This window comes from Pseudomonas aestiva, assembly GCF_039908605.1.
Classification (GTDB): Bacteria; Pseudomonadota; Gammaproteobacteria; order Pseudomonadales; family Pseudomonadaceae; genus Chryseomonas; species Chryseomonas aestiva.
Genome location: NZ_CP150916.1, coordinates 2,891,639 through 2,917,079, shown reverse-complemented (window position 1 = coordinate 2,917,079; position 25,441 = coordinate 2,891,639). Strand labels below are relative to the sequence as shown.

Annotated in this window: 22 protein-coding genes and 1 pseudogene; 11 read left to right on the top strand and 12 right to left on the bottom strand. The window is 64.6% G+C overall.

Annotation, left to right across the window (positions count from 1 at the left end):
* Positions 1-106: 106 nt before the first annotated feature.
* Both AABM56_RS13615 and AABM56_RS13610 read right to left on the bottom strand, forming a co-directional pair.
* Positions 107-832, bottom strand: coding sequence for an RNA methyltransferase (locus tag AABM56_RS13615; RefSeq protein WP_347883375.1), 726 nt, complete (start codon positions 830-832; stop codon positions 107-109).
* Positions 832-2,481 carry an NAD(P)/FAD-dependent oxidoreductase gene (locus AABM56_RS13610; RefSeq protein WP_347883374.1) on the bottom strand — a complete coding sequence of 550 codons (1,650 nt, stop codon included), beginning with the start codon at positions 2,479-2,481 and terminating at the stop codon, positions 832-834. Before AABM56_RS13610 ends, AABM56_RS13615 begins: the two co-directional genes overlap by 1 nt.
* 245 nt (positions 2,482-2,726) lie before the next feature.
* On the opposite strand from AABM56_RS13610, the gene rlmE reads away from it, so the two are divergent.
* Together rlmE and AABM56_RS13600 are read left to right on the top strand one after the other, a co-directional pair.
* Positions 2,727-3,353 carry a 23S rRNA (uridine(2552)-2'-O)-methyltransferase RlmE gene (gene rlmE, locus AABM56_RS13605; protein WP_187979574.1) on the top strand — a complete coding sequence of 209 codons (627 nt, stop codon included), beginning with the start codon at positions 2,727-2,729 and terminating at the stop codon, positions 3,351-3,353.
* Between the two features lie 338 nt (positions 3,354-3,691).
* Positions 3,692-4,063, top strand: a complete 372-nt coding sequence (locus AABM56_RS13600; RefSeq protein WP_347883373.1) for a hypothetical protein — start codon at positions 3,692-3,694, stop codon at positions 4,061-4,063.
* A 120-nt stretch (positions 4,064-4,183) separates the two neighbouring features.
* Here AABM56_RS13600 and AABM56_RS13595 read toward each other — a convergent pair whose 3' ends face one another.
* The 3 genes from AABM56_RS13595 to AABM56_RS13585 all read right to left on the bottom strand — a co-directional run bounded on the left by AABM56_RS13595 (position 4,184) and on the right by AABM56_RS13585 (position 8,028).
* Complete coding sequence (locus AABM56_RS13595) at positions 4,184-5,842, bottom strand: methyl-accepting chemotaxis protein (RefSeq protein WP_347883372.1); 1,659 nt, start codon at positions 5,840-5,842, stop codon at positions 4,184-4,186.
* Between the two features lie 350 nt (positions 5,843-6,192).
* Positions 6,193-7,203, bottom strand: a complete 1,011-nt coding sequence (locus AABM56_RS13590; RefSeq protein ID WP_347883371.1) for an alpha/beta hydrolase — start codon at positions 7,201-7,203, stop codon at positions 6,193-6,195.
* Between the two features lie 72 nt (positions 7,204-7,275).
* Positions 7,276-8,028, bottom strand: coding sequence for a DeoR/GlpR family DNA-binding transcription regulator (locus AABM56_RS13585; RefSeq protein ID WP_347883370.1), 753 nt, complete (start codon positions 8,026-8,028; stop codon positions 7,276-7,278).
* A gap of 104 nt (positions 8,029-8,132) precedes the next feature.
* Here AABM56_RS13585 and AABM56_RS13580 point away from each other — a divergent pair, with 104 nt between their 5' ends.
* Positions 8,133-8,729: an NUDIX domain-containing protein gene (locus tag AABM56_RS13580; protein WP_273862184.1), complete on the top strand. Its 597-nt coding sequence runs from the start codon at positions 8,133-8,135 to the stop codon at positions 8,727-8,729.
* A 36-nt stretch (positions 8,730-8,765) separates the two neighbouring features.
* Here the strand turns inward: AABM56_RS13580 and AABM56_RS13575 are convergent, their stop codons facing one another.
* A complete protein-coding gene (locus AABM56_RS13575) occupies positions 8,766-9,326 on the bottom strand; it encodes a DUF1993 domain-containing protein (protein ID WP_347883369.1) in 561 nt (186 codons plus the stop codon).
* A 38-nt stretch (positions 9,327-9,364) separates the two neighbouring features.
* Positions 9,365-9,998 (bottom strand): annotated as a pseudogene (locus AABM56_RS13570) (pyridoxamine 5'-phosphate oxidase family protein).
* 306 nt (positions 9,999-10,304) lie between these two features.
* Here AABM56_RS13570 and AABM56_RS13565 point away from each other — a divergent pair.
* Positions 10,305-11,009, top strand: coding sequence for a glutathione S-transferase family protein (locus AABM56_RS13565; protein WP_347883368.1), 705 nt, complete (start codon positions 10,305-10,307; stop codon positions 11,007-11,009).
* Between the two features lie 108 nt (positions 11,010-11,117).
* On the opposite strand, the gene AABM56_RS13560 is transcribed toward AABM56_RS13565, so the two are convergent.
* Together AABM56_RS13560 and AABM56_RS13555 are read right to left on the bottom strand one after the other, a co-directional pair.
* The gene (locus tag AABM56_RS13560) at positions 11,118-12,263 is read right to left on the bottom strand and encodes a mechanosensitive ion channel family protein (protein WP_347883367.1); all 1,146 of its coding nucleotides are present in this window, start codon (positions 12,261-12,263) and stop codon (positions 11,118-11,120) included.
* A gap of 495 nt (positions 12,264-12,758) precedes the next feature.
* Complete coding sequence (locus AABM56_RS13555) at positions 12,759-14,774, bottom strand: U32 family peptidase (protein ID WP_347883366.1); 2,016 nt, start codon at positions 14,772-14,774, stop codon at positions 12,759-12,761.
* A 359-nt stretch (positions 14,775-15,133) separates the two neighbouring features.
* Here AABM56_RS13555 and AABM56_RS13550 point away from each other — a divergent pair, with 359 nt between their 5' ends.
* Positions 15,134-16,507 carry an MFS transporter gene (locus AABM56_RS13550; RefSeq protein ID WP_347883365.1) on the top strand — a complete coding sequence of 458 codons (1,374 nt, stop codon included), beginning with the start codon at positions 15,134-15,136 and terminating at the stop codon, positions 16,505-16,507.
* A 75-nt stretch (positions 16,508-16,582) separates the two neighbouring features.
* On the opposite strand, the gene AABM56_RS13545 is transcribed toward AABM56_RS13550, so the two are convergent.
* Positions 16,583-17,482, bottom strand: coding sequence for a LysR family transcriptional regulator (locus tag AABM56_RS13545; RefSeq protein WP_058790481.1), 900 nt, complete (start codon positions 17,480-17,482; stop codon positions 16,583-16,585).
* Positions 17,483-17,579: 97 nt separating this feature from the next.
* Between AABM56_RS13545 and AABM56_RS13540 the strand changes: the two genes are divergently transcribed.
* Positions 17,580-18,200: an RraA family protein gene (locus tag AABM56_RS13540; protein ID WP_133860938.1), complete on the top strand. Its 621-nt coding sequence runs from the start codon at positions 17,580-17,582 to the stop codon at positions 18,198-18,200.
* A gap of 15 nt (positions 18,201-18,215) precedes the next feature.
* Positions 18,216-19,085, top strand: a complete 870-nt coding sequence (locus tag AABM56_RS13535) for an NAD(P)-binding domain-containing protein (RefSeq protein ID WP_347883364.1) — start codon at positions 18,216-18,218, stop codon at positions 19,083-19,085.
* A 66-nt stretch (positions 19,086-19,151) separates the two neighbouring features.
* Here AABM56_RS13535 and AABM56_RS13530 read toward each other — a convergent pair whose 3' ends face one another.
* A complete protein-coding gene (locus AABM56_RS13530) occupies positions 19,152-20,036 on the bottom strand; it encodes a LysR substrate-binding domain-containing protein (RefSeq protein WP_347883363.1) in 885 nt (294 codons plus the stop codon).
* 147 nt (positions 20,037-20,183) lie between these two features.
* Between AABM56_RS13530 and AABM56_RS13525 the strand changes: the two genes are divergently transcribed.
* From AABM56_RS13525 to AABM56_RS13510, 4 genes are all read left to right on the top strand, one after another.
* On the top strand, positions 20,184-21,056 hold the full coding sequence (locus AABM56_RS13525; RefSeq protein ID WP_347883362.1) for a transketolase: 873 nt from the start codon (positions 20,184-20,186) through the stop codon (positions 21,054-21,056).
* Between the two features lies 1 nt (position 21,057).
* Entirely contained in the window at positions 21,058-22,059 is a 1,002-nt protein-coding gene (locus AABM56_RS13520; RefSeq protein ID WP_282282843.1) for a transketolase family protein, read from the top strand.
* Positions 22,060-22,067: 8 nt separating this feature from the next.
* Positions 22,068-22,913, top strand: a complete 846-nt coding sequence (locus tag AABM56_RS13515; protein WP_347883361.1) for an NAD(P)-dependent oxidoreductase — start codon at positions 22,068-22,070, stop codon at positions 22,911-22,913.
* 84 nt (positions 22,914-22,997) lie between these two features.
* Positions 22,998-24,326, top strand: a complete 1,329-nt coding sequence (locus tag AABM56_RS13510; RefSeq protein ID WP_347883360.1) for an MFS transporter — start codon at positions 22,998-23,000, stop codon at positions 24,324-24,326.
* 108 nt (positions 24,327-24,434) lie between these two features.
* Here the strand turns inward: AABM56_RS13510 and AABM56_RS13505 are convergent, their stop codons facing one another.
* Entirely contained in the window at positions 24,435-25,367 is a 933-nt protein-coding gene (locus AABM56_RS13505) for a LysR family transcriptional regulator (protein ID WP_347883359.1), read from the bottom strand.
* Positions 25,368-25,441 lie beyond the last annotated feature (74 nt).

Below are 25,441 nucleotides of genomic sequence, written 5' to 3'. Positions count from 1 at the left end.
TACTGCCGACGGGATGGCCATCCGGCCGCGTTCACCTCAGCAAGGGGACTGGCGGCTCGTCCTCTGCCGTCCAGACGCCAATGCGCCCGGTACTCGTGGCTGATCGCTACCGACTCAACTCATAGGCGCACATGTTCACCGTGGCCGCCAGATTCAGGGACTCGATGGCGCCCGAGCCGGCGATGGTGAAGGGCTGGGCGTTCAGGGCCGCGAGGTGCTCACGGGGAACGCCACGGGCTTCGTTGCCGAACAGGTAGCAGTCGAAGGCTGCGAAAGCGGCGGACTGCACCGGCGTGCCCTGCATGTCCAGGCAGGCGAGGCGGGGGAAGCGCTCCTGCAGGCCGTCGAGTTCGACGTCCAGCTCCAGCGGCGTGTGGAAGATGGCGCCCATGCTGGCGCGGACCACCTTGGGATTGTAGGGGTCGACGCTGCCCGGGCTGAGCAGGCAGCGGAAGCGCCCGAACCAGGCCAGGGTGCGCAGGATGGTGCCCAGATTGCCCGGGTCCTGGATCTCGTGCAGATAGACGGCGCGCTCGCCCTCGACCGCTGCTGCCACAGGCTCCCGGGGCATTGGCACCACCGCGAGGATACCCTGTGGGGTCTTGGTATCGGCAAGCTGCGCCATCTGCCGATCGCTGATCGGGTGCGTCCGGAACGGACTCTGCCAGTGCTCGTAGGCGCCCGTCACATAGAGTTCGGCCCGCTGCAGCTGGGGATTCCCCAGCGCAGCCTTTTGCAGTTCCAGCGCCAGGTGCTCGCCCTCCACCAGGAAGTGACCGAACTCGGCACGGTACTTCTTCTGGTGGAGCTTCCTGATGTCGTCGAGCTTCATCAGCCAGCGGCCCGAACCAGCGGAGCGGCCTGCGCGTCGCCTTCCGCGAGCATCGCCTTGGCCAGGGCTTCGGCGACCTTGATGCCGTCCACGCCAGCAGACAGGATGCCGCCCGCGTAGCCAGCGCCTTCCCCGGCCGGATACAGGCCGCGCAGATTCAGACTCTGCAGGCTGTCGTTGTCGCGGGTAATGCGCACCGGCGAGGAGGTGCGGGTCTCGATCCCGGTCAGGATGGCGTCATGGCGGTCGAAGCCGCGGATTTGCCTGCCGAAGGCGGGCAGGGCTTCGCGAATGGCCTCGATGGCGTAGGCGGGCAGCGATGGCGCCAGATCGCCCAGGCGCACACCGGGCTTGTAGGAGGGCTCGACTTCACCGAAGGCGGTGGAGGGCACACCGCGAATGAAGTCGCCGACCAGTTGGCCAGGCGCCGAATAGTCGCTGCCGCCCAGTTCGTAGGCGCGCGATTCCAGGCGCTCCTGCAGTTCGACGCCGGCCAGCGGATCACCGGGGAAGTCCTGCGCGGGATTGATGCCCACCACGATGCCGGAATTGGCATTGCGTTCGTTGCGCGAGTACTGGCTCATGCCATTGGTGACCACCCGGCCCGGCTCGGAGGTGGCGGCGACCACGGTGCCGCCCGGACACATGCAGAAGCTGTAGACCGCGCGGCCGTTCTTGGCGTGATGCACCAACTTGTAGTCGGCGGCGCCCAGTTCCGGGTGACCGGCGTACTTGCCCAGGCGGGCCTGGTCGATCATGCCCTGGGGGTGTTCGATGCGGAAGCCGACGGCGAAGGGCTTGGCTTCGATGTACACGCCCTGGCGATGCAGCATGCGGAAGGTGTCGCGCGAGCTGTGGCCCAGGGCGAGCACCACGTGGCGGCTGTGCAGGGTCTCGCCATTGGCCAGCACCACGCCTTCGAGCTGGCCGTCGTTGATCAGCAGATCGGTCACCTTGGTTTCGAAGCGGACTTCGCCGCCGAGGGCGATGATTTCCTCGCGCATGGCCGCCACCACCCCGGTCAGGCGGAAGGTGCCGATGTGCGGCTTGCTGACGTAGAGGATCTCTTCCGGCGCGCCGGCGCGGACGAATTCGTGCATCACCTTGCGAGCGTAGAACTTCGGATCCTTGATCTGGCTGTAGAGCTTGCCATCGGAAAACAGGCCCGCTCCGCCTTCGCCGAATTGCACGTTGGATTCGGGGCTCAGCACCTTCTTGCGCCACAGCGCCCAGGTGTCCTTGGTGCGGCTGCGCACCTCCTTGCCGCGCTCCAGCACGATGGGCTTGAAGCCCATCTGGGCGAGCAGCAGGGCGGCGAACAGGCCACAGGGACCGAAGCCCACCACCAGCGGGCGCTCGGCCAGATTCGCCGGGGCCTGGCCGACCGGGTAGTAGCCGGTGTCCGGTGCCGGGCGCACGTGCAGGTCATTGGCCAGGCGCGCCAGCACCGCCGCCTCGTCGCGCACCTCCAGGTCGATGATGTAGATGAACAGGATGACGCTGTTCTTCTTGCGCGCATCGTAGCTGCGCTTGAACACGGTGAAATCGAGCAGGTCGGCGTCGCTCAGCTTCAGGCGCTGGAGGATGGCCTGGCGCAATTCGGCGGGGGTGTGGTCAAGCGGCAGCTGCAGTTCGTTGAGGCGAATCATGGCAATAATCCTGGCCGGTGACTCCGGCAAAGGAAGGGACGAGGAGGGGTAGGGCGGCGATTGTACCCGGCGGCCCCGGCGCTGTCAGGCCGGGACGATGGGCGCTCCTTTGGGCGGTCTGACGGACGCTCGGGCGATCGCCGATTCGTCCAGCCGCGTTATCGGCTTATAATCGCCGCCACTTCGCGGCCGGCCGGACCTGGCGAACGGCCGCTTCTCACCCGCTTTCCCGTGGTAGTTCCAACATGAAAAGATCCAAAAGCAGCCGTCGCTGGCTGGATGAACACGTCAACGATCCCTACGTCAAACGCGCTCAGAAAGACGGCCTGCGCTCGCGCTCCAGCTACAAGCTGATCGAGCTCAACGAGAAGGACAAGCTGATCCGTCCCGGCATGCTGGTCATGGACCTGGGCTCGGCCCCGGGCGGCTGGTCGCAGGTGGCGGGTGGCATCGTCGGCGAGAAGGGCCGCGTGGTGGCCACCGACATCCTGCCGATGGGGGCCCTCGACAACGTCGACTTCGTCCAGGGCGACTTCACCGACGATGCCGTCTTCCAGAAGATCCTCGGCATGCTCGAGGGCCGCCAGCCCGACCTGATCGTCTCCGACATAGCGCCCAACATCAGCGGCGTCGCGGCCGCCGACCAGGCCGCCGCCATGTACCTGGTGGAGCTGACCCTCGACATGGTGCGCCAGGTGCTCAAGCCCGGCGGCAACTACGTGGTCAAGGTGTTCCAGGGCGAAGGCTCCGATGTCTTCCTGAAAGACGTACGCACCTCCTTCGAGAAGGTGTCGATCCGCAAGCCCGAAGCCTCGCGTCCCCGCTCGCGCGAGGTCTATCTGGTGGGCAAGGGTTTCAAGGGCCAGCTCTAGCCCTTGCCGCCGGCGCGGGCCTGTTCGCTGGCCCGCCGGGTTGATCGTCCGCTCCGTATTAATACCTGCCGCTACTCACTGCGGGTCTGCGCCGGATGCTGGATCAGCGCGCAGCGCATCGGCGCGTCCGGCGAAAACCGATTCCCCTCTCAGGAGATGCTGAAAACCCCGTAGTCAGGGCCAGCACGGACGGCCGTTCCTCTTGGTCCAGGTCGCGCAACTGTGAAGCGATGTTTCCGGCGGGAGTTAATTCCCGGGCGACTGCTAGGGTTTCCTCTTCATCTGCGCTTAAGCAGGGGTTGCGGTGAGCCTGTGCAGAAAACTGGGGGGCGGAAGAGATGGATAGCTATGTATTCGAGACCGCCAGAAGATTGCTGACGGAGGTCTACGGATCGCTGTACGAGCTGGAAAGCGGGCAGGGCTTCAGGTGCGTAAAGGCCGAACGCGGCCAGATCTTCCTGTATCGGCCGGTCGCCGGACTGGCCGAGGGCAATCTGGGCGAGATTGCCTTCGAGGTCGAATCCCACGCCAGGCGCGCGGGCCGAGGGATCGTCGAAACCCGCCAGTTCTTCAGGCAGTTGAAAGTCGACAGTGGCCACGCCACCGAACGCGACAGTCGCTACGACTGGCCGCGGATCGGCTTCACCACGAAAGAAGAAGTCACGCCTGTCGTGCTTCAGCTGAAAGCCTTTCTCGGCGTATGCAGCTGAGACTCTCAGGTAGATAGCGCGGCCAGGAATCCTGAATGCGTCCGCCGGCCGTCCTGGCAGCGAAGGTGCTCACCCGGGGTGAACACCCTCGTCGAAGGGCAACGTATTGCCGGCCCGATCTCAGGCCGGCTCTTCGAAACGGGCATAGCCCACGGGTATGCCGCCTTGGGTAACATGCCGCGAGCTGTCGACCAGCGCAGCGGCGCGCTTGGCCAGCCCCGGTCCCGAGCGTTTGGGAGCGGGGCGCGTCAGGTCCGGCCCGCCCAGGGCGCTGTTCAGGGTGAAGAACTCCATCAGTTGCTGGAGCAACTCGGCCTGGCTGCTCATCTCTTCGGCAGTGGCGGCCAGTTCCTCGGACGCCGAGGCGTTCTGCTGGGTGACCTGACTGAGCTGCAGCATGGCGCCGTTGATCTGCTCGACGCCGGAGGTCTGCTCTTCCGAGGCGGCGGTGATCTCCTGCACCAGGTCGGAGGTCTTGCTGATGGAGGGCACCATCTCGTCCAGCAGCGCGCCGGCACGCTCGGCCAGGGCCACGCTGCCCTGGGCGACGTTACTGATCTCCTGGGCGGCGACCTGGCTGCGCTCCGCCAGCTTGCGCACCTCGGAGGCCACCACGGCGAAGCCCTTGCCATGCTCGCCGGCCCGCGCCGCCTCGATGGCGGCGTTGAGGGCCAGCAGGTTGGTCTGGTAGGCGATGTCGTCGATGATGCTGATCTTGGCCGCGATGGTCTTCATGGCTACCAGGGTGTCCCTGACGGCCTGGCCGCCTTCGTTCGCCTCGCGGTTGGCCTTGCCGGCCATGCCGTCGGTGACCTTGGCGTTCTCGGTGTTCTGGGCGATGGACGCCGACATCTGCTCGACGCTGGCGCTGGTTTCCTCGACCGAGGCGGCCTGTTCGGTGCTGGCCTGGCTGATGCTCTGGGCGGTGGCGGAGATTTCCTCCGAGGCGCTGGCCAGGCCATCGGAGGCGCTGCGGACATCGCTGATGATCTGCGACAGGCGCTGGTTCATGCCGTCCATGGCGCGCAGCAGCGCGGCGGTCTCGTCCCGGCCTTCGGCGTCGATGCGCTGGGTGAGGTCGCCCGCCGCCAGGCGATCAGCGATCGCGACGGCCGCGCGCAAGGGGCGGGTGATGCTGCGACTCATCAGGAAGCCGAGCAGGATGCCAAAGGCCACGCCCACCGCGATGATGCCGATCAGCATGACCCGGCTGCGGGCATAGATCTGGTCGGTGAGGTCGTTGGCATCGCTGGCGTTCTGCTCCTTGCGCTTGGACAGCTCGGTCATCAGCACGCCCACCTGATCGCCAAAACGGCGGACGCTGACCAGCTGATTGTCCAGCTCAGGATCGGCATCACGCAGCGTCCGCTTGCCGGCGATCGCCATGGCCTGGTCCAGCTGAGAGGTATAGCTGCCCAGCAGCTCGTCGATCTGCCGGAAATTGGCGGCCGATGCCTCGCTGCTGAACAGGGGGCGGGCCCTGGCGAGATTGTCCCGCACGTTGGCGAGGCCCAGCTTGACCTCCGCCTGGGCACGAGTGCGATCCTCTTCGGAGGTTGCCAGCAGGTAGTTGCTGCGCGCGCGGCCGATGAAGACCAGATTCATGTTGGCCTCCTTGATGTAGGAAAGGCCGAGCAGCTCGTTCTGATAAAGCTGAGTCGCGAGATCGTTGATCTGACTGCTGTTGCTGAGGCCCGCCAATCCCACCACCAGGCTGATGGACGCCACGGCGATGAAGGACACGATGAGGCGGGTGCCAATCCGGAAATTCTTGAACATCTGAAAGCTCCTCGGAGAAGGACTAGCGGTCACAGCTAGCTGCAAGCGACGACGGGATAGTGACGTCAATAGTCAGGCTTTCGGTGCGAATATCTGGAAGTTTATGGTGGCTCTTTGCCGCTTTTACAAATGACAGCCAATTCGCCGAACTTCCCTGAAGTTTGGTCAATAAACGTTGTTGCAATAGCTTTTCGGAGGGGTAGACGTAGCGACGGCGATCCGAGAGCTCATCGATCAGCTGGCCTGATCATTCGTCTTGGCACCCGAACGCCTTACTCGCGCCTCGTCCATGACCGCCTCGGCCGGTGAGCCTTGGCGCGTGCGCCAGGCGGCGATCGCAGCACCTGGCTTTAGGCCTGGTGTTGCCACAGGGCCTCGACGAAGCCGCGAATCTCTTGGGCCAGGTCGTCATCCTCTGCTGTTCCGCCCATGAAACCGCCGTGGGGCATGCCTTCCCCGAGGTAGAACTCGACAGGCACCCGGGCGCGGCGCAGCCCACGATGCAAGCGCGCCGCGTTGGACAGGAACAGGTCGCGGGTACCCGTTTGCAGGAAGGTGGGCGGCAAGCCTTCCAGCCGGCCGAACAGGGGAGACAGATAGGGATGGGCGAGATCCGCGTCGCCCGCATAGAGTTGATTGATGGGCATCAGCGGGAGGGGCAGCATCACATCCACATGGCGGTTGGTGTGGAAACTGTCTCCGGATTCGGTCAGATCGACTTCCGGCGACAGCAGCACCAGCCCGGCGGGCATCGGCAGACCTTCGTCGCGACCGCGCAAGAGCGTCGCCAGCGCCAGGTTGCCACCCGCCGAACGTCCGATGACAACGATATCGGCGGGGGAGTACTGGCTCAGCACATGCCGATAGGCCGCAAGGCAGTCATCCAGCGCGGCAGGATAGGGAAAGTCAGGCGGCAGGCGATAATCCACGCCGAAGCACCGAACGCCGTAGCGGTCGGCCTGTTGCTGCGCGCCGACGCGGCAGGCCTCGCCACCGCCGAACAACAGGGCACCACCGTGCAGGTCGATACAGGCTCGCTGGGGGTGTGCCGATCCTTCGGGCGTGGCGACATGGATTTCGGTTTCACCGAGGATCAGGGTGTCGACACTGGCGCGGGGGTAGCTCGCCATGCCTTTCACCGCCACCGCATAGTGGTCGTTCACCTGGTCCTTGAGCGCTTGCCAGGCTGCCTTGTCCGCTAACGGCGGTAGCGGCTGAAGCGCATTGACCGGTAGACCCTGGGCAGTGACCAGGCGTTGCAGCGCAGCCCTCGCCGGCGCGCTGATCGAGGTGGGAAAGGGCACGATGCGTTGCGGCACCGACACGCCTTCAGACGGAAGGGTGGTCACGGCCTTGGCCATAAGCGACTCCGGTATTGGGTGCAGTGGGGGGCGGCGATGGAGGGACGAGTCGCCATTCCCGGTAGTCGGGCATCAGGCATGGATCACGGACACTGCAGCACTCAGCGCGCCGAGCACCTCATCGTCAGGCGCCGCATCCGTTATTAGCGTACTGACGTCGGCCAGCGGGATGATGCCGTAGGGGGAGGCCGCGCCGAGTTTTTCCCGCGTCGCCAGAACGAAGGTCTCCGCCGCCTGGCGGCTGATGATCCGCTTGATCGCGGCTTCTTCGCCATTGCCCGTAGTGGCGCCGGTTTCCAGATGCAGACCGGTCACGCCCATGAAGTAGCTGTCGACCCGCACCCGGGCGATGGCCTCCGCGCAGGCCGCCCCCAGGGTGACGATGGAATGCTTGAACAGGCGGCCGCCCACGAGCTCGACCTCGATCAGCGGATGCTCGACCAGCTCCACCGCGATGTTCGGGCTATGGGTTACCACGGTGATCGCAAGATCCTTGGGCAACTGGCGGACGAGTTGGACATTGGTCGTGCCGCCATCGAGAAAGACGATCTGCCCTGGCTGGATCAAGCGCGCACCCGCCCGGCCGAGGGCCACCTTGCTGGCCGTGGAAGCCTCTTCGCGCTTGGCGTAGTCCGCGACCGCCGCCGAAGCCGGCAAGGCACCGCCATGCACGCGTTGCAGCATGCCGTCAGCCGCCAGTTCCCGCAGATCGCGGCGAATGGTGTCTTCCGAGACCCCCAGCTGCTGGCTGAAGGTCTTGGCGACCAGCCGTCCTTCCTGGCGCAGTACCTGCTGGATAAGCGCCTTGCGTTCACGGGTGAGCATCCGGGACTCCTGCACGAAAATTCTTGACGTTGCACGAAACTGCACGAATTCTAGCGCGAAGCCCCAGGGCGGTAAACACCGCTCGCCAATCCAGAGGACTGCCCATGAGCATCGCCCCGCGTATTCGTGTCGAAGAGGTCGAGGTTTTATCTGACGACTGGTTCGTGCTGAAGAAAACCACCTTCGCCTTCCTGCGCAGTGACGGCACCTGGCAGCGGCAATCGCGAGAGACCTACGATCGCGGCAATGGCGCGACCATCCTGCTCTACGATCCCCAGCGGCGCACCGTGGTGCTGACGCGCCAGCTGCGCTATCCGGCCTTCGTCAACGGGCACGACGACCTGCTGATCGAGGCGCCCGCCGGCCTGCTTGACGCCGCCGAACCCGAGGTGCGCATCCGCGCCGAGGTCGAGGAGGAGACGGGCTTTCAGGTGCGGGAAGTGCGGCAGGTGTTCGATGCCTTCATGAGTCCCGGTTCGGTGACCGAGCGGTTGCATTTCTTCGTCGGCGAGTACGCTCCGGGCGATCGCAAGTCGGCCGGGGGTGGCAATGTCGCGGAGGGCGAGGACATTGCCGTGCTCGAAGTCGAGCTGGAGGAGGCGCTGGCGATGATCGATGCCGGGATCCTGCGCGACGGCAAGACCATCATGCTGCTGCAGTACGCGGCCCTGAGGCTCATGCCGCGCCTGGCGATCAGCTGATCGCCAAGGCTACCTCGGGCGTTCGCCGCCTGGCGGCTAGGACGACGCCCCAGGGCGCAGGTAGGGCAGCACCTGGGCGATATAGTCGGCCTTGCCCAGCTCCACGCCCTGGGCGCGCAGGATGGCGTAGGCGGTCATCACGTGGAAGTAGAACTGCGGCAGGGCCCAGTCGCGGACGTACTGTTCGGCCGTGAAGTCGAATACCAGGCCCTGGGGCAGTTCGTGGGCGACCGGTGCGCCTTCCTGGATGGGAAGGCCTGTGCCTGAGATCGCCTCTATCCTGTCCAGGGTTTCGCGGATGCGGGTCTGTGCCTGGGCGAGGGTGCCCGGTTGTTCGCCGGCGTTGCGGCCTTCGTTGAGCAAGTCTGTCAGTTCGGGCGGAAAGGCCTGGTCGTGCAGTCGCAATACGCCTTCCTGGGCCTGGACGCAGGCGAAGCGGATCTGGGTGGCGAGGGGAAACATGTCAGGCGCCAGGCGGGCGGCCAGCAGCGTCTCGGCTGTGCCATCCGGCCGTTGGGCCTCGGCCTTGCCGAGCCAGGCCGACAGGGCGCCAAGCAGATTCCTGTAGGTGGGGATGAGAATATCCGTGAAGGTCATGGCGGGTCCTTGCTGGGTCCGGAAGCGGGTGGGTCAGCCTAGTAGAGGGTGTTGGCGATGCGCTGCGGCAGGGCCCGGTCGTAGGCATCGCCGTCTATCTGGGTCGGACATAGCTGCTTGAGGATCGACCCGGGAGAGGGCAGGGCACTGCGCGGCAGGTGCCGGGTGGCATCCCACAAGCCGGCCCTGATCACCGCGCGGCTGCACTGGAAGTAGACACTGCTGACTTTGATCTCCAGTACCGTCCGCGGGCGCTGGCCCTTGACCTCGAAGCGCGCCAGCAGCGCCGGGTCGACGGCTATACGGGCGGTGCCGTTGATCCGTAGCGTCTCGCCAATGCCGGGAATCAGGAACAGCAGCGCTACCTGGGGATCCTGGAGGATGTTGCGCAGCGTATCCAGGCGGTTGTTGCCCCGGCGATCCGGCAGGTAGAGCGTCCCTGGCGTCCTCGACCTGCACGAAGCCGGGCGCATCGCCGCGCGGCGAGGCATCCAGTCCCTGGGGCCCTGAGGAGGCCAATACCACGAAGGACGCCGCCTCGATGAAGGGCTGGTAGGCAGGGTGAATGTGGTCTGTTTCCTTGAGGATCGAGGGTGCCGCGACCTCGCCGTAGAGACTTTCCAGCGATTCCAGCGAGGTGATGTAGTCCTGTTCCTGGTTGTCCTGCTCCATGTGAGACTCCTGGTTTGAGGTGCTCTGCGCGCCTTCTCACGCGTGGCTCTTCCGGTGCCAGGCGTTCGCGACAGGCGAAGGGTTGGCTGAACTGTAGCCGATACGGTGGAGGAGAGCCCGGGCTGTGGGCAGGTTCCCGCGAGCGTCGCTTGGCTAGGGATCTTCGCCATAGCGACCCAAAGAAAGCGCAAGCGGTTGGGTACTTATAGCGGTTTGCCGCTGTCCCAGAAGACCTGATCGGCGCCTGTACCTGTTCCAACAGTCGCCCACGAACCCCCCCATTGGTTGACCAAGAGGAACCTCCTGATGACCCAACCCTTACGCCTGTACGAACTGACCGGCGCCGACGACAGCTGCCGCTTCAGCCCCTATTGCTGGCGCATACGGCTGGCGCTGGCGCACAAGGGGTTGCCGGTGGAGACCGTGGCCTGGCGCTTCCATGAGAAGGAGGCCATCGCCTTTTCCGGCCAGGGCAAGGTGCCGGTGCTGGTCGACGGTGACCAGTGCGTGAGTGACAGCTGGACCATCGCCGAGTATCTGGATCGCCAGTACCCTGAGCGGCCTGCCCTGTTGGGCGATGCCTCGCTCAAGGCAACGACGCGCTTCATCAACCAGTGGGTCGCGGACAGTGTCCATCCGGCGCTGGCGCGCTTGATCCTGCCCGACGTCCATGGGGTGCTGGATGAAGCCGACCAGGACTACTTCAAGCGGACGCGCGAGGCGGCATTTGGCGTGTCGCTGGAGGCCCTGGCTGGGCAACGCGAAACCTCGCTGCAAACCTTCCGCGACGTCCTGAAACCCCTGCGCAGCACCCTGGCGGTGCAGGATTACCTGGCCGGCGAAACGCCGGCCTATGCCGATCACATCGTCTTCGGCGCCTTTCAGTGGGCGCGGATCGTCAGTGCCCAGGCGTTGCTGGCTCAGGACGATCCCATCACCGCCTGGTGCGAGCGGATGCTCGACGCCTACGCTGGCGTTGCGCGCCACACACCCGCGGCAGCCGAACGGTAGTTCGCCGCCGCGCCTGAGCCGGCGGCTCGCCCGGGCCAGCCGTCGAGGCGTCCACCATAACGAACGTCCCGACGGCAGCGCCGGCACCCCTGGGTTCCTGGCGGAATGCTACTGGATCACTGGCCGGTGCTGGCCAACCGACTCATTCTCTTCCTGCCGATCCCGCTCGGCCGTGAAGTTCCCGGGCAGGGATTCGACATACAGGCTTCTGCTGGAGAGGGCGAAGCGCACGCCGATCTTGGCGAAGGCTTCCATCATCTCCAGATTGATCGCCTGCTGGATGTCCATGTACAGGTTGTAGCTGGCATCCAGGACGATGTAGACGACCTCGAAGTCCAGCGAGCTATCGCCGAAGGCCAGCAGATGAGCCCGGTCGAAGCGCGTCTTGTCCTGCCGCTGAATGATGTCTTTCAGGGCGGCAGTAACCTGCCTGATCTGCTTCGGCTGGCTGGCATAGGTCAGGCCGAATTTGAAGACGATGCGACGCTCCTGCAGCTTCTTGTAGTTCTGGATGGTGCTGCCGATCATCTCGGCGTTCGCCATGACGATCTGTTCGCCGCCCAGACTTCTGATCCGGGTGGTCTTCAGGCCCACGTGCTCGACGGTGCCCGCCAGCGAGCCGACGACGATGAAGTCGCCCACCTCGAAGGGCTTGTCCACCGCGATGGAGAGGGAGGCGAACACATCACCCAGGATGTTCTGCACCGCCAGGGCGATGGCGATGCCACCTACGCCGAGGCTGGCGACAAAGGCGGTGATGTTGACGCCGAGATTGGACAGCATCGCCAGGCCGACCACGGCCCAGAGCAGCACCTTGGCGCCCCAGAGTGACAGGGTGGCCAGGGCGCTGCCCTGGTAGACGTCCGCCTGGCTGTGCTTGACGAAGTAATGGTGCAGCGCCAGGGCCACCGCCCGGTTGGCCCACAGCCCGGCCTGCAAGGCCGCTACCACGAACCAGAGGCTGCTGACCCGCGTCAGCCAGCGCTCGGGGAGATCCAGTATCCCCACGCCGATCAGGATGGCGGCCAGCAACAGCAGGGTATTGCTGGTGCTGGAGAGCACCTGGATGGCGATATGGCTGACATGGGCACCCGGTTTCTCGGCGCGGGTCCGCAGATTTCTCAGGACGAAGCCGATAGCGGTACGGGCGAGGGTGAAGCTGAGCAGGATGATGCACAGCATGGCGAGCCAGTTGGCCAGCGAGATGCCGAGCAGACTGGTCGATAGCAGGGTGTTGAAAAATCCGAGATCCATAAAGCAGGGGGTCTTCTAGCCGGTTCAGAAATCGCCACGACTCGGCCGCGCAGGCGCGGTCGCGACTCGTTTTATCCCAGCGCGCTCTTGGTCAACTGGAACACAGGACGCCGTCCGCCGGCTCGGCCATTCAGCCAGGAAACCGCGGTAGGCATCAGCCAGGTTGGAGTCCATTGCGGCGGTGCCGTGCACTTTTTTTCAGGGTTCGGGACCGTTCGGCACGTGCCGGTCAGTCGGCTATCAAGCGCGAGCGCCTCTGGCCCGGTGGTTGCGGCGGCCGGTGCCAAGGTGACAAAAAGTAGACTCACCCACTCTCGACGGCAGGTGGTAAAGGAGAGGGACAGGCGGGAGGATCGAGCGCCGGTCGCGCTCAGGGAAGCAGCAAGTGGCGGCCCGACCGGGTGACCGACAGCGTTCCGGCCGGCTGGGCCCCCGGGGGTGATTACCTGGTGTGCGAGACCTCGGTGCAGATCAGTCCCGAGCGCCTTGCCGGGCTCAGTGACTGTATCCGGTCGGCTTGTTGCGGATGGTCTTGAGCAGGTCTTCCGGGCTGATGCTGGCCAGTGCCTTGGCCGCGGCCTGGCTGCCCGGCAGCGGCAGGTCGAGGATATGGCCCTTCATCTTGCCCACCACATGCATCTCGCAAGGCTTGCAGTCGAACTTCAGGGTCAGCACCTCGTCGCCGTGGACCAGTTGCATGGGCGCGACCTTGGTGCGCACGCCGGTGACGCCCTTGGCCTGCTTGGGGCAGAGGTTGAAGGAGAAGCGCAGGCAGTGCTTGGTGATCATCACCGGCACCTCGCCAGGCTCTTCGTGGGCCTCGTAGGCGGCGTCGATCAGTTGCACGCCATGGCGGTGGTAGAAGTCGCGGGCCTTCTGGTTGTAGACGTTGTAGAGAAACGACAGGTGCGACTCGGGATACACCGGCGGCGGACTGGTCTCGGCCTTGCGGCGGCCGCGCGGGTAGGCGGCGATGCGCGCCGCGGTCAGCTGCTCGATGGCCTCGCGGCGCAACGCCTTGAGTTGCGAATTGGGTACGAAGAAGGCCTGGGGGGCATCCAGGGTCACGTTTAGCGCGTGGTACTCGGTGGTGCCCAGCTGGGTCAGCAGATCGCGCAGCCCATCCAGCGCCTGCTCCGGCTTGTTGGCCATGCCGAAGGGACCGTCCAGGGCAACGGTGACGCTCACGCCTTCCTCGCTGATGGCGGTCAGCTGCAATCGCTGCTCGCGCAGCTCGGCCTGCCAGCGCACGCCGATGCGGCGCTCGGCGCTGGTCTTGAGCAGGGCCTGCTGCCAGTTGTGGTCAAGGTTGCGCGACAGCGGATGATTCGGTCGCAGGCGGAACAGCCCCTCGGGCATCTCGTTGGGTTCGACGCGATAGCGATAGCGCTTCGCCCCGTCTTCTTCGAATTCACCTTTCAGTTCGGCAACGTTGGCGCGGAAGCCCACCACCTCGCGCTTGACCAGCACGTTGAGCCCGTCGCCGTTGGACAGCGGCTCTTCGGTCACGGCGATGAAGTCGCGCTTGCTGACCTTTTCCACCTGACCCACCGGCAGCCCGGTAAAAGTCGGCGAGTCGAAGGCGCCGATGTCCACCTTGCGGTCGGTGACGAAGTAGTCGGTACTGCCGCGGTGGAAGGTCTTGTCCGGATCGGGCACGAAGAAGTGCGCCGTGCGGCCGCTGGAGGCGCGCGCCAGGTCGGTGCGGTCTTCGAGGATCTCGTCGAGCAACTGGCGGTAGTAGGCGGTGATGTTCTTCACGTAGCCCATGTCCTTGTAGCGCCCCTCGATCTTGAAGGAGCGCACGCCGGCCTCGACCAGGGCACGCAGGTTGGCGCTCTGGTTGTTGTCCTTCATCGACAGCAGGTGCTTCTCGAAGGCCACCACCCGACCCTGGTCGTCCTTCAGGGTGTAGGGCAGGCGGCAGGCCTGGGAGCAGTCGCCCCGGTTGGCGCTGCGGCCGGTCTGGGCATGGGAGATGTTGCACTGGCCGGAGAAGGCCACGCACAGGGCGCCATGGATGAAGAATTCGACGGCCGCGTCGGTCTCGGCGGCGATGGCCGCGATCTCCTGCAGATTCAGCTCGCGCGCCAGCACCAGCTGGGAAAAGCCGGCCTGATCGAGAAACTTGGCCCGCGCCAGGGTGCGGATGTCGGTCTGGGTGCTGGCATGCAGCTCGATCGGCGGGATGTCCAGTTCCAGCACGCCCAGGTCCTGCACGATCAGCGCATCCACGCCGGCGTCGTACAGCTGGTGGATCAGCTTGCGTGCCGGCTCCAGCTCGTCGTCATGCAGGATGGTGTTGATGGTGGTGAACACGCGCGCGTGATAGCGCCGGGCGAATTTCACCAGCTCGGCGATCTCGCTGACCTCGTTGCAGGCATTGTGCCGCGCCCCGAAGCTCGGCCCGCCAATATAGATGGCATCGGCCCCATGCAGGATGGCCTCTCGCGCGATACCGACATCGCGGGCAGGGCTGAGCAATTCCAGATGGTGCTTGGGCAGGGACATGGCGGTTCTTCTCGATCAGGCGTGGCACGGCAAGGCGCGCATTGTAGCGGGCGAGGGGGAGGAGGGCACGCCTGGGGTGCTGGGTGGTTGGCGGCAGTCCATCAACTGGAAAGAGGATCTACAGACTCGTCTGCCGATTATGGGTTATCCGTGTTTCCGGCCGGCATCCCGGTGAGGGGAGCGCGGCGGGGCAGACGGAGTTGCGGCTGCCAGGCGCTCAAGCACCGACATTCCACCGGATATGGCGTAAGCGCATTCCAAAGGGGAATGAATGCCTGTTCCTCTTTATCGCTTTTTTCCATTAATTGGTCGTCGTAAAACCTCCGTCACCTTTAATAAACATAAAAATCGGAGGACTCATGACCGAATCCCTGGCTTCAAAGCCGGCGCCGGCAGTAGCGGAACGGTCAGCGCTACAGACGCGGTCCAGGACCCGCTACCGCTGGGTGGTACTGGCGGTCATCGTGGTCGTGTACATGCTCGCTGCAGCCGATCGGGCCAATATCGGCATCGCCCTGCCCTATATCCAGAAGGAATTCGGTGCGACCAATGCCGAGGTGGGTCTGCTGGTCAGTGCCTTCTTCCTGTTCTACTCGCTGGGTCAGATACCGGCAGGCTTCCTGCTGAGCAAGGTCAGCGTGCGCGTGGTCGCTCCCGCAGCGATTGGGCTGACGTCGCTGGTGACGCTGCTGATCGGCACCTCCCACAGCATCGGCATGCTCAAGCTCTATCGCTCGGCCCTGGGCGTGGCAGAAGCTGCCTTGCCGCTGTCGATGCTGAGCACCATCAACCGCTGGTTTCCGCCGCGGGAAAAGGGCACGGCTACCGGGGCGTTCCTGTCCGCCGCGAAGATGGGTGCGGTGATCGCACCGCCACTGGGGGCGGCGCTGATTCTGCTCGATGGCTGGCGCACCATGTTCATTGCCTTCGCCCTGCCAGGCGTGCTGCTGGCCTTGCTCTGGTGGTGGCTCGTCCCCAATGACCCGCGGGCCTGCAAGCAGGTCAGTGACGCCGAAGCCGAGCACATCGAAGACCAGACGACTGCGCACAGCGAGTCGGTCCGTAAGCACCGGGATTTCGGCAGGCTCGACCGCGCGCTGCGCTATGAGCGCACCCCCGTCCTGGATACGTCCCGCTCCGTGTTCAGATCCTGGAACATCTGGGGATGTGGTCTGGGCTACCTGCTCATGACCGGTGTAGTGAACGTGCTCCTGGCCTGGCTCCCCAAGTACCTGGGTGAGGTGAAGCACTTCGAACTGATGCAGGTCGGCTTCGTGGCGTCCTTGCCCTTCGTTGGCGGGGTACTTGGCAATATCGTCGGCGGCTGGCTATCGGATCGAATCCTGGACCGCCGTCGCAAACCGACCATGATGATCAGCGCGGTAGCGACCTGCGTGATGATGGTCGCGCTGGTTTACGCGCCCAATGGGCTGCTCGCGGTCGGTCTGTTGCTGTTCGGTACCGGCTTTCTGCTCAATATCGGCTACTCGTCGTTCTCGGTCTATTCGATGGGACTGACGACCAGAACGACCTATCCGGTGGCTGCCTCCGTGGTCAACAGCGCGGGCCAGGCAGGGGGTGCCATGGCGCCGCTGATCACCGGCTTCCTGCTGGACAGCTACAGCTGGACGGCGGTGTTCATCTTCCTCGGTGTCTGCTCCCTGGCCGCGCTGGCCTTCGTGCTGACCATTTCCGAGCCGGCTACCGCGCCTGTCGGCGAGTCGGATGCCTAGCGGGTCGAGTGGCCTGGCAAGGTCTTGACCGTTGCCCCGCGAAAGTTACGCGCGGGGCGATGCAGCGGTCCCTGACTAACGCTGCAACTGTTTCGTGAAGTCGCAGAGTTGCGTCGCCAGCGTGGCGATCTCGGCGACGAAGGTCGAGGGCCGGTCGTTGCGGTACATCGCCATGTAGGGAACCGGTGGCAGCTCGGGATCGGTCTCGACGATGACGAGCTTGCCTTCGTCCACCAGCGGCCGAAAACACTCGCGCGGCAGATAGGTGACGCCCAGGCCCGCCGAGGCCAGGCCGAGCATGGCGGTAAGGCTGTCGGAGGAGAGGATCCTCGGCAGCTCTATGCCGCGTGCGTGCAGCCAGCGGTTCACGAACAGGCCGGATCCGGACTTCTTGCCCTGCATCAGCATGGGATACTTGGCCAGCTCGGCCAGGCTCACCACGCCTGAACTCCGCACCAGTCCCGGCGCGGCCATCCAGGCATTCTCCACGGTCGCCAGGGGCACGCTGGTGACCTCAGGTGCCGTGAAGGTGTCCGGGATCACGATGAGGTCGACCAGGTCGTCCATAAGCCGCTCGTGCAGGTTGCGACTCATGTCGACCTCGGGTTCCACTGTCAGCCCGGGGAAGTCCGCGACCAGTCGTGTGACCAGGCGCGGTAGCCAGGTCCAGGCGGTGAGTTCGGTAACGCCCAGTCGCAGGCGGCGCGTGGTGACGTGCTTGCCATCCTTGAGCGAGGTGATGCGTTCGTTCAGATCGAGCATCTCCCGCGCGATGACCAGCAGCTCCTCGCCCTCGGCGGTGAAGCGGGCACCCCGCTGCGAGCGATCGAACAATTGCAGGCCGGTGGAGGACTCCAGCTCCTGCACCCGTTTCGAGATGGCCGACTGGGTGGTGTTGAGGTGTTCTGCAGCCCTTTCGAAGGTACCCAGACGTTCGATCCAGTGCAGCGCCAGCAATTGCCGTAGCGTGACCATTGGCATTCCTTCAGGGCATGAGTGGTCATACCTTAATATCGCTTTTTCTATTTGGCTACCGGCCTATCCTCGACGTCACCCAACAAGAGGAGCCCCCATGAACGTCATCGCTTCCCGTCCGACCGCGCTGGTCGAAGCCTTCGCCCGCACCTCCACCTCGATCATCAGCGACTGTCTCGACCGGCTTCCAGGCGCTCGGCTGCGGCCCTTCCACCGGATCGAAGGCACCATGGCGGGCCTTGCGCTCACCGTCAAAGTACCCGCCGGCGACAATCGGGCGATCCACCAGGCGCTGGAGCTCCTCGTCCCTGGCCAGGTGCTGGTGGTCGATGGCGGCGGCGACCTGAGTCGCGCCCTGATGGGCGACATCATGGCGGCTATCGCGGAAAAGCGCGGGGCCGCGGGGGTCGTCGTCGATGGGGCGATCCGCGACCTGGCGACGATCAGCAAGGGCAGCTTTCCCATCTTCGCGCGTGGGGGCTATCACCGGGGCCCCTACAAGAACGGCCCGGGCGAGATCAACGTGCCGGTGAGCATTGGCGACATGATCGTGTCGCCAGGAGACCTCGTCGTGGGTGACCATGACGGCATTGTCGCCTTTCCCATCGCCCAGGCGGCGGAGTTGCTCGACCGTTGTCTGGCGACCGAGCGCAAGGAAGCGGAGATGCTCGCGCAGATTGCCGCTGGAACCTACCGGGGCGCCTACGCGGCCCATTGATTACGGAAGAAGAAAATGAAGCTAGCGATTATCGGCGCAGGCGAAGTAGGTCTTACCTATGCGCACCCCTGGGTGGCCGCGGGACATGAAATCCTCTTGTGCGACCTCAAGCCCTCACCCAGAGCCCAGGCCTTCGCGAAAGAGCACGACCTGGCACTCGTCACCTCGATAGAGGACGCGGTGGCCGCTTGTGACGTCGTCGTCTCCTGCGTTTTCGGCACCGTCTCGTTCCCGGTCGCCGAGCAGGCGCTTGCCCTTATGCAGGCGGGTACGCTGTTCATCGACATGACCACCGCGGATCCGGAGCAGATCAGGCGAGCCGCGGCCATCGCGGCCGAGCGCTCGATCCCCTATGTGGACGTGGCCATCCTGGGGGCCATCGCGTTGACGCACGCGAAGACCAATCTGCTGGGCGCCGGCATCGGCCTGGAGCGCGCTGTTGCGCTCTTCGCTGAAGCCGGTGCACCGCTCAAGCCGGTCGAGGGAGGCGCCGCGGGCGATGCGGCCGCCCTGAAAATCCTGCGCAGCGTGTTCACCAAGGGCCTGGAAGCCCTGACCATCGAGTGCTTCATGGCGGCCGAGAAGCAGGGCGTCACGGAACAGCTCCACGATGCTCTGAGCGATATCGACCAGGCTTCGCTCAGGGACTTTCTCGGCGCCCTGATCAGGACGCATGTGGTGCATGCTCCGCGCCGTCTCAAGGAAGTGGAAGAGGCCGAACGCCAACTGCGGGCTGCCGAGCTGCCGGTGGCGGTGCTGCCCGGGGTCAGGGAAGTGTTTGCACGGACAGCCGCTCAGCTCGCACACGAGCCTGTCGACACGGCATCGCCGACCCTGGACCAGGCCTTTGCCTGGCTGTTCAAGGCCAATGGCGTGGTGAGGTAGCGGTGCAGCGCCGAGCGAAGCTCATCGCTCGCCGCTCTTGCCGACCTAGGCGAGCCTTATGCCGGGTCAACGAACCCCCAACTCATCCAGCAGCCATTTCTTGAAGACTTCCGCCGCTTCTTTGCGGGTCCGGCTCTTGGGGTAGGCGAGAAAGTGGCCTACGTACTGGATGTCGTGGGTCAGGCTGCGCAAGGGGGCTACCAGGCGACCCTCCTGCAGTTCCCGTTCGGCCAGCAGCGTGGATTCCAGGACCACGCCCATGCCATTGACCGCGGCGGCAATCGCCATGGCGCTGCGGTCGAAGCGCAGAGCATAGTGGTGGGCGGGGAGCAGGTGGTTGGCCTCGAACCAGCCCTTCCACTGCAGCATCTGCACATCGCACTGGATCAGGGTGTGCTGGTGCAGGTCTTGCGGCGCCTTGATGACTGCGGCCAGCGCGGGGCTGCAAAGCGGGGTGAGGTGCTCGACGGCCAGGGGCACGTGTTCGCAGAAATCCTGCCGCGGTTCGCCATAGACGATGTCGAGGTCGAAGTCGTCATTCTCGAACCGTGCATAGTCGGTACTCGCCGAGAAGCGCAGATCGATGTGGGGATGTTTCTTCACGAAATCCGGCAACCTGGGCAATAGCCACTGGGTCGCGAAGCTGGGCGCGGTGTGCAGCCGCAGCGGCGGCGGTTCATCCGTCTGAATGAGCGAAAGTCCTCGATGCATCTCGCCCAGCCCGCGCTGAACGTGTTCGAGCAACAGGCGGCCCTTGGTGGTGAGGCGGACTTCGCGCGTGCTGCGTTCGAACAGCGTGAGCTCGATGCTTTCCTCGAGCTTGCGAATGGAGTGGCTGACCGCGCTGGAGGTGATACCCAGCTCCTGGGAGGCCATGGCAAAGGATTCGGTTCTGCCAGCGGCTTCGAAGACTCTGAAGGTCGTCAAGGGTACGCGTCTGAGCCGATTCATACGTGAGCTGAATTCATCCATTGCTGTTAAAAACTCCTTTGTCGGTCGTGTTTTTTCGATGTTAGCTTGGATTTCAGGCCACTCGCCGTGCTCAGCATGAATTCTAAGCACCTGTCGTGAGTGGGTCTGCACATCGAGGAATCCATAATGACAATAAGATCTGTAGCCACTGCTCCGGCAGTGGAGCCGCTCGAGCGTCTGGCCTATCACGCCTGGCGCATCCGCCGTTTTGCCTTGCGTATGGGTGAAGTCCAGGGCCAGGGTTATGTGGGCCAGGCCCTCGGTTGGGCTGACGTCCTGGCCGTTGCCTATTGCCACGCCATGGATCTCGACCCCAGCGATCCTGAGTGGGAGGGTCGAGATCGGTTTCTGCTCTCCCATGGCCATTACGCGATAGCGCTCTATGCCGCCTTGCTGGAGGCGCAGGTGATTCCCGAAAGTGAGCTGGAGAGCTATGGCGCGGATGACAGTCGGCTGCCGATGTCGGGAATGGCCACCTACACGCCAGGCATGGAGATCTCCGGTGGATCGCTTGGCCAAGGGCTGGCGATTGGAGTTGGCATGGCGCTGGGACTGCGGCTGAAGAACAACCCGGCGAGGGTCTTCAACTCCATGTCCGATGGCGAACTCGACGAAGGAGCGACCTGGGAGGCCGCAATGTCGGCTGCGCACCATGGGTTGAGCAATCTCATTGCCCTGGTGGACTTGAACAGACAGCAGGCTGACGGCGATTCCAACGACATCCTGGGATTCGAACCGCTGGTGGACAAGTGGCAGGCTTTCGGCTGGCACGTCCAGCGCGTGGACGGCAATGATCTGGCCGCCGTACTCGCGGCGTTCGATAGCGCCATGGCGCTGACCGAGTCCAAGCCCCGGGTCATCCTGTTCGACACCCTGATGGGCAAGGGCGTGGACTTTCTCGAAGCTCGGGAAAAGAACCACTTCATTCGCGTCGAGCCCCATGAATGGCAGCAGGCGCTCGACGTCCTCGATCGCCACTATCAGCAGGGAGCGCAGTGACATGAGCGTCGATACTCTCAAGAAGCCACGCCTTACCACCTCGGCGATGATCGCCTCGATTGCCAGCGAGGGGCAGCGTACCGAGGCGGCGCCCTTCGGGCAGGCGCTCATCGCGGCAGCCAAACGGGATTCGCGTATCGTCGGGATGACCGCGGATCTTTCCAAGTACACGGATCTGCACATCTTCGCCCGGGAGTTTCCCGAGCGTTACCTGCAGATGGGCATGGCGGAGCAGCTCTTGATGGCAGCTGCTGGTGGTCTGGCGAAGGAAGGCCTGGTGCCGTTCGCCACGACCTACGCCGTGTTCGCCACCCGCCGGGCGTATGACTTCATCCATCAGGTCATCGCCGAAGAGCATCTGAACGTCAAGATCTGCGCGGCCCTGCCAGGGCTTACCACCGGATATGGCCCGAGCCACCAGGCCACCGACGATCTTGCGCTGATGCGCGCGATACCCGGTCTGACCGTGGTCGATCCCTGCGACGCGCTGGATACCACCCAGGCGGTCGCGGCCATCGCCGCTCACCAGGGGCCGGTCTACATGCGCCTGCTGCGGGGCAAGGTGCCGATGGTCCTGGACCAATACGACTACCAGTTCGAGCTGGGCAAGGCTAAGTTGCTGCGTGACGGGCGCGATGTGCTGATCGTGTCCAGCGGCATCATGACCATGCGGGCGCTGGAAGTCGCTGAAGCCATGGCGGATGGCAGTGCCGACGTAGCGGTGTTGCATGTACCCACCATCAAGCCGCTGGATGAGGCCACCCTCATCGAGCAATGCCGCCGGAGTGGACGGCTGGTCATAGTGGCCGAGAATCACAGCACCGTGGGCGGCTTGAGCGAGGCGGTCGCGCTGACGTTGTTGCGCGCCCGCGTGCACCCGGAGTTTCGGCAGATCGCCCTCCCTGATCAATTCCTCGACGCCGGTGCCTTGCCGACACTGCACGATCGCTACGGCATTTCTACGGCCGCCATGGTCGCCCGCATTCAAAGCTGGTTGGGTTAGGAGGCAGTATGAACGTAGCTTTCGTAGGGCTGGGCGCCATCGGCTTGCCCATGGCGGTACAGATTCAGCGCGCCGGGCACCGGATCATCGGCATCGAGCTGTCGGAGGCGTCGCGCAAGCGGGCTGCGGCGGAAGGGCTGGAAGCGGTCGCCGAGTGGCAGGCGCTGATCGATGCCGACGTCGTGGTAGTGATGGTGGCAACGCCAGCGCAGTTGGCCTCCCTGGTCAGCCAGTGCAGTGGGCTGCGTTCCGACCAGCACTGGATAATCATGAGCACCGTGGGACCGGCGTCCGTCCGTGAGCAGGCGAGCCGTCTTCAGGCGCTAGGTGTTCAGGTCGTGGATGCACCGGTCACCGGCGGGGTAGCCCGCGCCCTTACTGGAAGCCTGCTTATCTTCGCCTCGGGGGCGTCTGCAGCCGTAGCCCGTTGCGAGCCGGTCTTGCAGGCAATGGGCGAGGTCAAGAATGCCGGTGTCCAGGTGGGCGATGGCCAGGCGATCAAGGTGGTCAACCAGCACCTGTGCTCCGTGCACCTGGTGGCGGCCGCCGAGGCGCTGAGTCTGGCACGCGCCCTGGGGCTGCAGCCGGAGCAGGTGCTGGCACTGGTCGAGAAGGGCGCAGGCGGCTCCTGGATGCTTAGCGACCGAGGCCCGCGCATGCTGGAAGGCACGGACACCCGTGTGACCAGCATGGTGGACATCTTCGTGAAAGACAGTGGGCTGGTCGCCGAGGCCGCCCAGGCCTGCCAGGCCGCGGTACCGCTGCTCGATACCGCCCATGCCCGTTTCCAGGCAGCGGCCGCAGCGGGGCTCGGTCAGCGGGATGACAGTCGCGTCATCGAGACTTGGCGCTAGCGCCGACGGTTCACAGTTTCTCGGCTTCACCACCAGAGGCAGACACCTGCCTCATTACAACAACAATAGGTAGCGGAGTTATCCATGCACCCTTCAGATAGCAAGGCCATGCCGGCTCGGGACAGTGCCGGAAAAGTGTCTTTCGCCTCCATGATCGGATCGGCGGTGGAGAGCTATGACTTCTTCATCTACGGGACGGCCGCTGCCGGTTGGTTCGGCAGCGTGTTCTTCCATACGACGGAACCCATCGTCGGTATCCTCGCCGCCTTCGCCACCATGGCGGTGGGCTTCTTCATGCGACCCCTAGGGGGTTACCTGGCCGGCCACTACGGAGACCGCATCGGGCGCAAGGCCATTCTGCTCTGGTCGCTCCTCGCCATGGGCGGCGCCACGGTATTGATCGGCGCCTTGCCGACCTACGAGCAGGCCGGGCTGGTCGCGCCGTTGTTGCTGATCCTGCTCCGGATGATCCAGGGAATCGGCTTCGGTGCCGAGTGGGGCGGGGCGGTGCTGATGGCCTGCGAGCATGCCCCGCCGCACCGGAGAGGCTTCTTTGGCGCCGTACCGCAGATCGGTATTCCGCTGGGCCTGTTGATGGCCAATGGCGCCTTCCTGGCATCCGGCGCGCTGTTCGAGGGCGACTGGGTCTGGCGAGCGCCATTCCTGGCGTCGGTGGTGATGGTCGGCGTGGGCATGTACATCCGCATGGGGGTCAGCGAATCCCCGGAATTCGAAAAGATGAAGGCGGAGAACAAGCTGGTGAAACAGCCAGCGCTCGAGGTGATCCGCAGCGACTGGAGAAAGATCCTGCAGATCATCGGTCTGCGGCTCGCCGAGACCGGGGGCTACTACCTGGCGACCAGCTTCATGCTCTCCTACGTCCTGCTAGCGGGGGTCGCGACCAAGGAAAACGTGCTCTGGGGGACCATGATCGGGTCGGCACTCGGCCTGCTCAGCCACCTGCTGTTTGGTGCCCTGAGCGATCGGATCGGGCGCAAGCCGGTGTTCCTGCTGGGATCGCTGTTCACCATTGCATTCGGCATACCCCTGTTCCTGCTGATCAACAGTGGGGTCTTCGTCATGGTCATCGTCGCGGTGGCGCTGTCCCTGCTGCTTAGCCACGATCCGATCTTCGCCGTCGAAGCCAGCTGGTTCACCGAGCAATTCCCGCCCAATGTGCGTACCTCGGGTATTTCCCTGGGCTACAACGGGGCCTCCATGATCGCGGGCCTGCTGCCGTTCCTCGCGACCGGGCTGTTCGCGGTGGTGGGCTGGATGGGACCTGCGCTCCTGTTCAGTTCGCTTGGCGTCATTTCTACCTTCTGTGCGCTGCGAATGCCGGAAACGGCGCCTGCGGTCGCCAATACCAAACGGCAGTCGGTACTGGCACCGCAGCCCGTCACGCTGGGCTGATGCCGGGCTTGCGAGCGCGACGGCGTCGTGAGTGAGGCGGGGCTTCAACCCCAATGTGGCTAGCGCTTCCGCTTTGCACAGTTGCCTGACTCCGCCGCAATGGCGGGGTCAGGCAGGGTCTCCTGGCGCAGCTTCCAGCGGCTCCGGCACCAAGACGGCATCCGTCACCGCCGCCCGCCCTAGCAACTCCTCCAGAATACTCAGCCGAAATTGCCGCTGCAGCGTCACCGCATAGAAGCGTTCGGCGATCTCGGGGACTTCGGCGTAGAGCTGCAGCGCGCCGCTGCGCAGTTCGTCCTGCACCACCACGGCGGGCAGCAGGGCCAGGTCGCCGGAGTCGCGGGCCAGCAGACGCAGCAGGGCCATGTCGTCGACCTCGGCGCAGATGCGCGGCGTCAGCCCCTGGCCGCTGCAATAGACGTCGAACTGGCTACGCACGTCGCTGCTGCGCCCGGGCACGATCAGGCGGGCCTGTTGCAGGTCCCGGTGGAGGTCGAAGGGGCGGCTGTCCTGGCGCGGTGGACCGATCAGGCACACCGGCTGGCGATGGAGCAGGCGGCATTGCCAGGTGCGCTGGCTGTCGGCGCTCACCGCCTGGTTGGTCAGCACCACGTCCAGCTTGTGCAGGGCCAGGCGCTCCAGCAATTCGTCCACGCTGCCGGATTCGAGGGTCAGCACCAGGTCCTCACGACCGAGGAAGGGGCGCAGCAGGTTTTCCTGGAAGTTGCGCGAGAGCGTTGCCACGGAGCCGATGCGCAGTGTCTGGTTGGCTTCCTGAGTGTTCTGCAAGGTGTCCTGCAACTCGCTGCCCAGGGCGAAGATCGTGTCGGCGTAGTCCAGCACCAGCTGCCCGGCTTCGGTCAGCCGCAGGCTCCGTCCGGAGCGGATGAACAGGGGATGGCCGAGCTGGTCTTCCAGCACGCGGATCTGGGTAGAGAGGGCGGACTGGGAGACATGCAGCGCCTCGGCGGCACGGGTGAGATTGCCTTCCTTGGCGACGGCCCAGAAGTAGTGCAGGTGATGGAAATTGAGTCGGCGCATGCTTCGTTCTTAAAAAGTGAACGTTAGGTTCTGATCAATCTATTTTAAATAATTCGTACACATCCGGACACTGT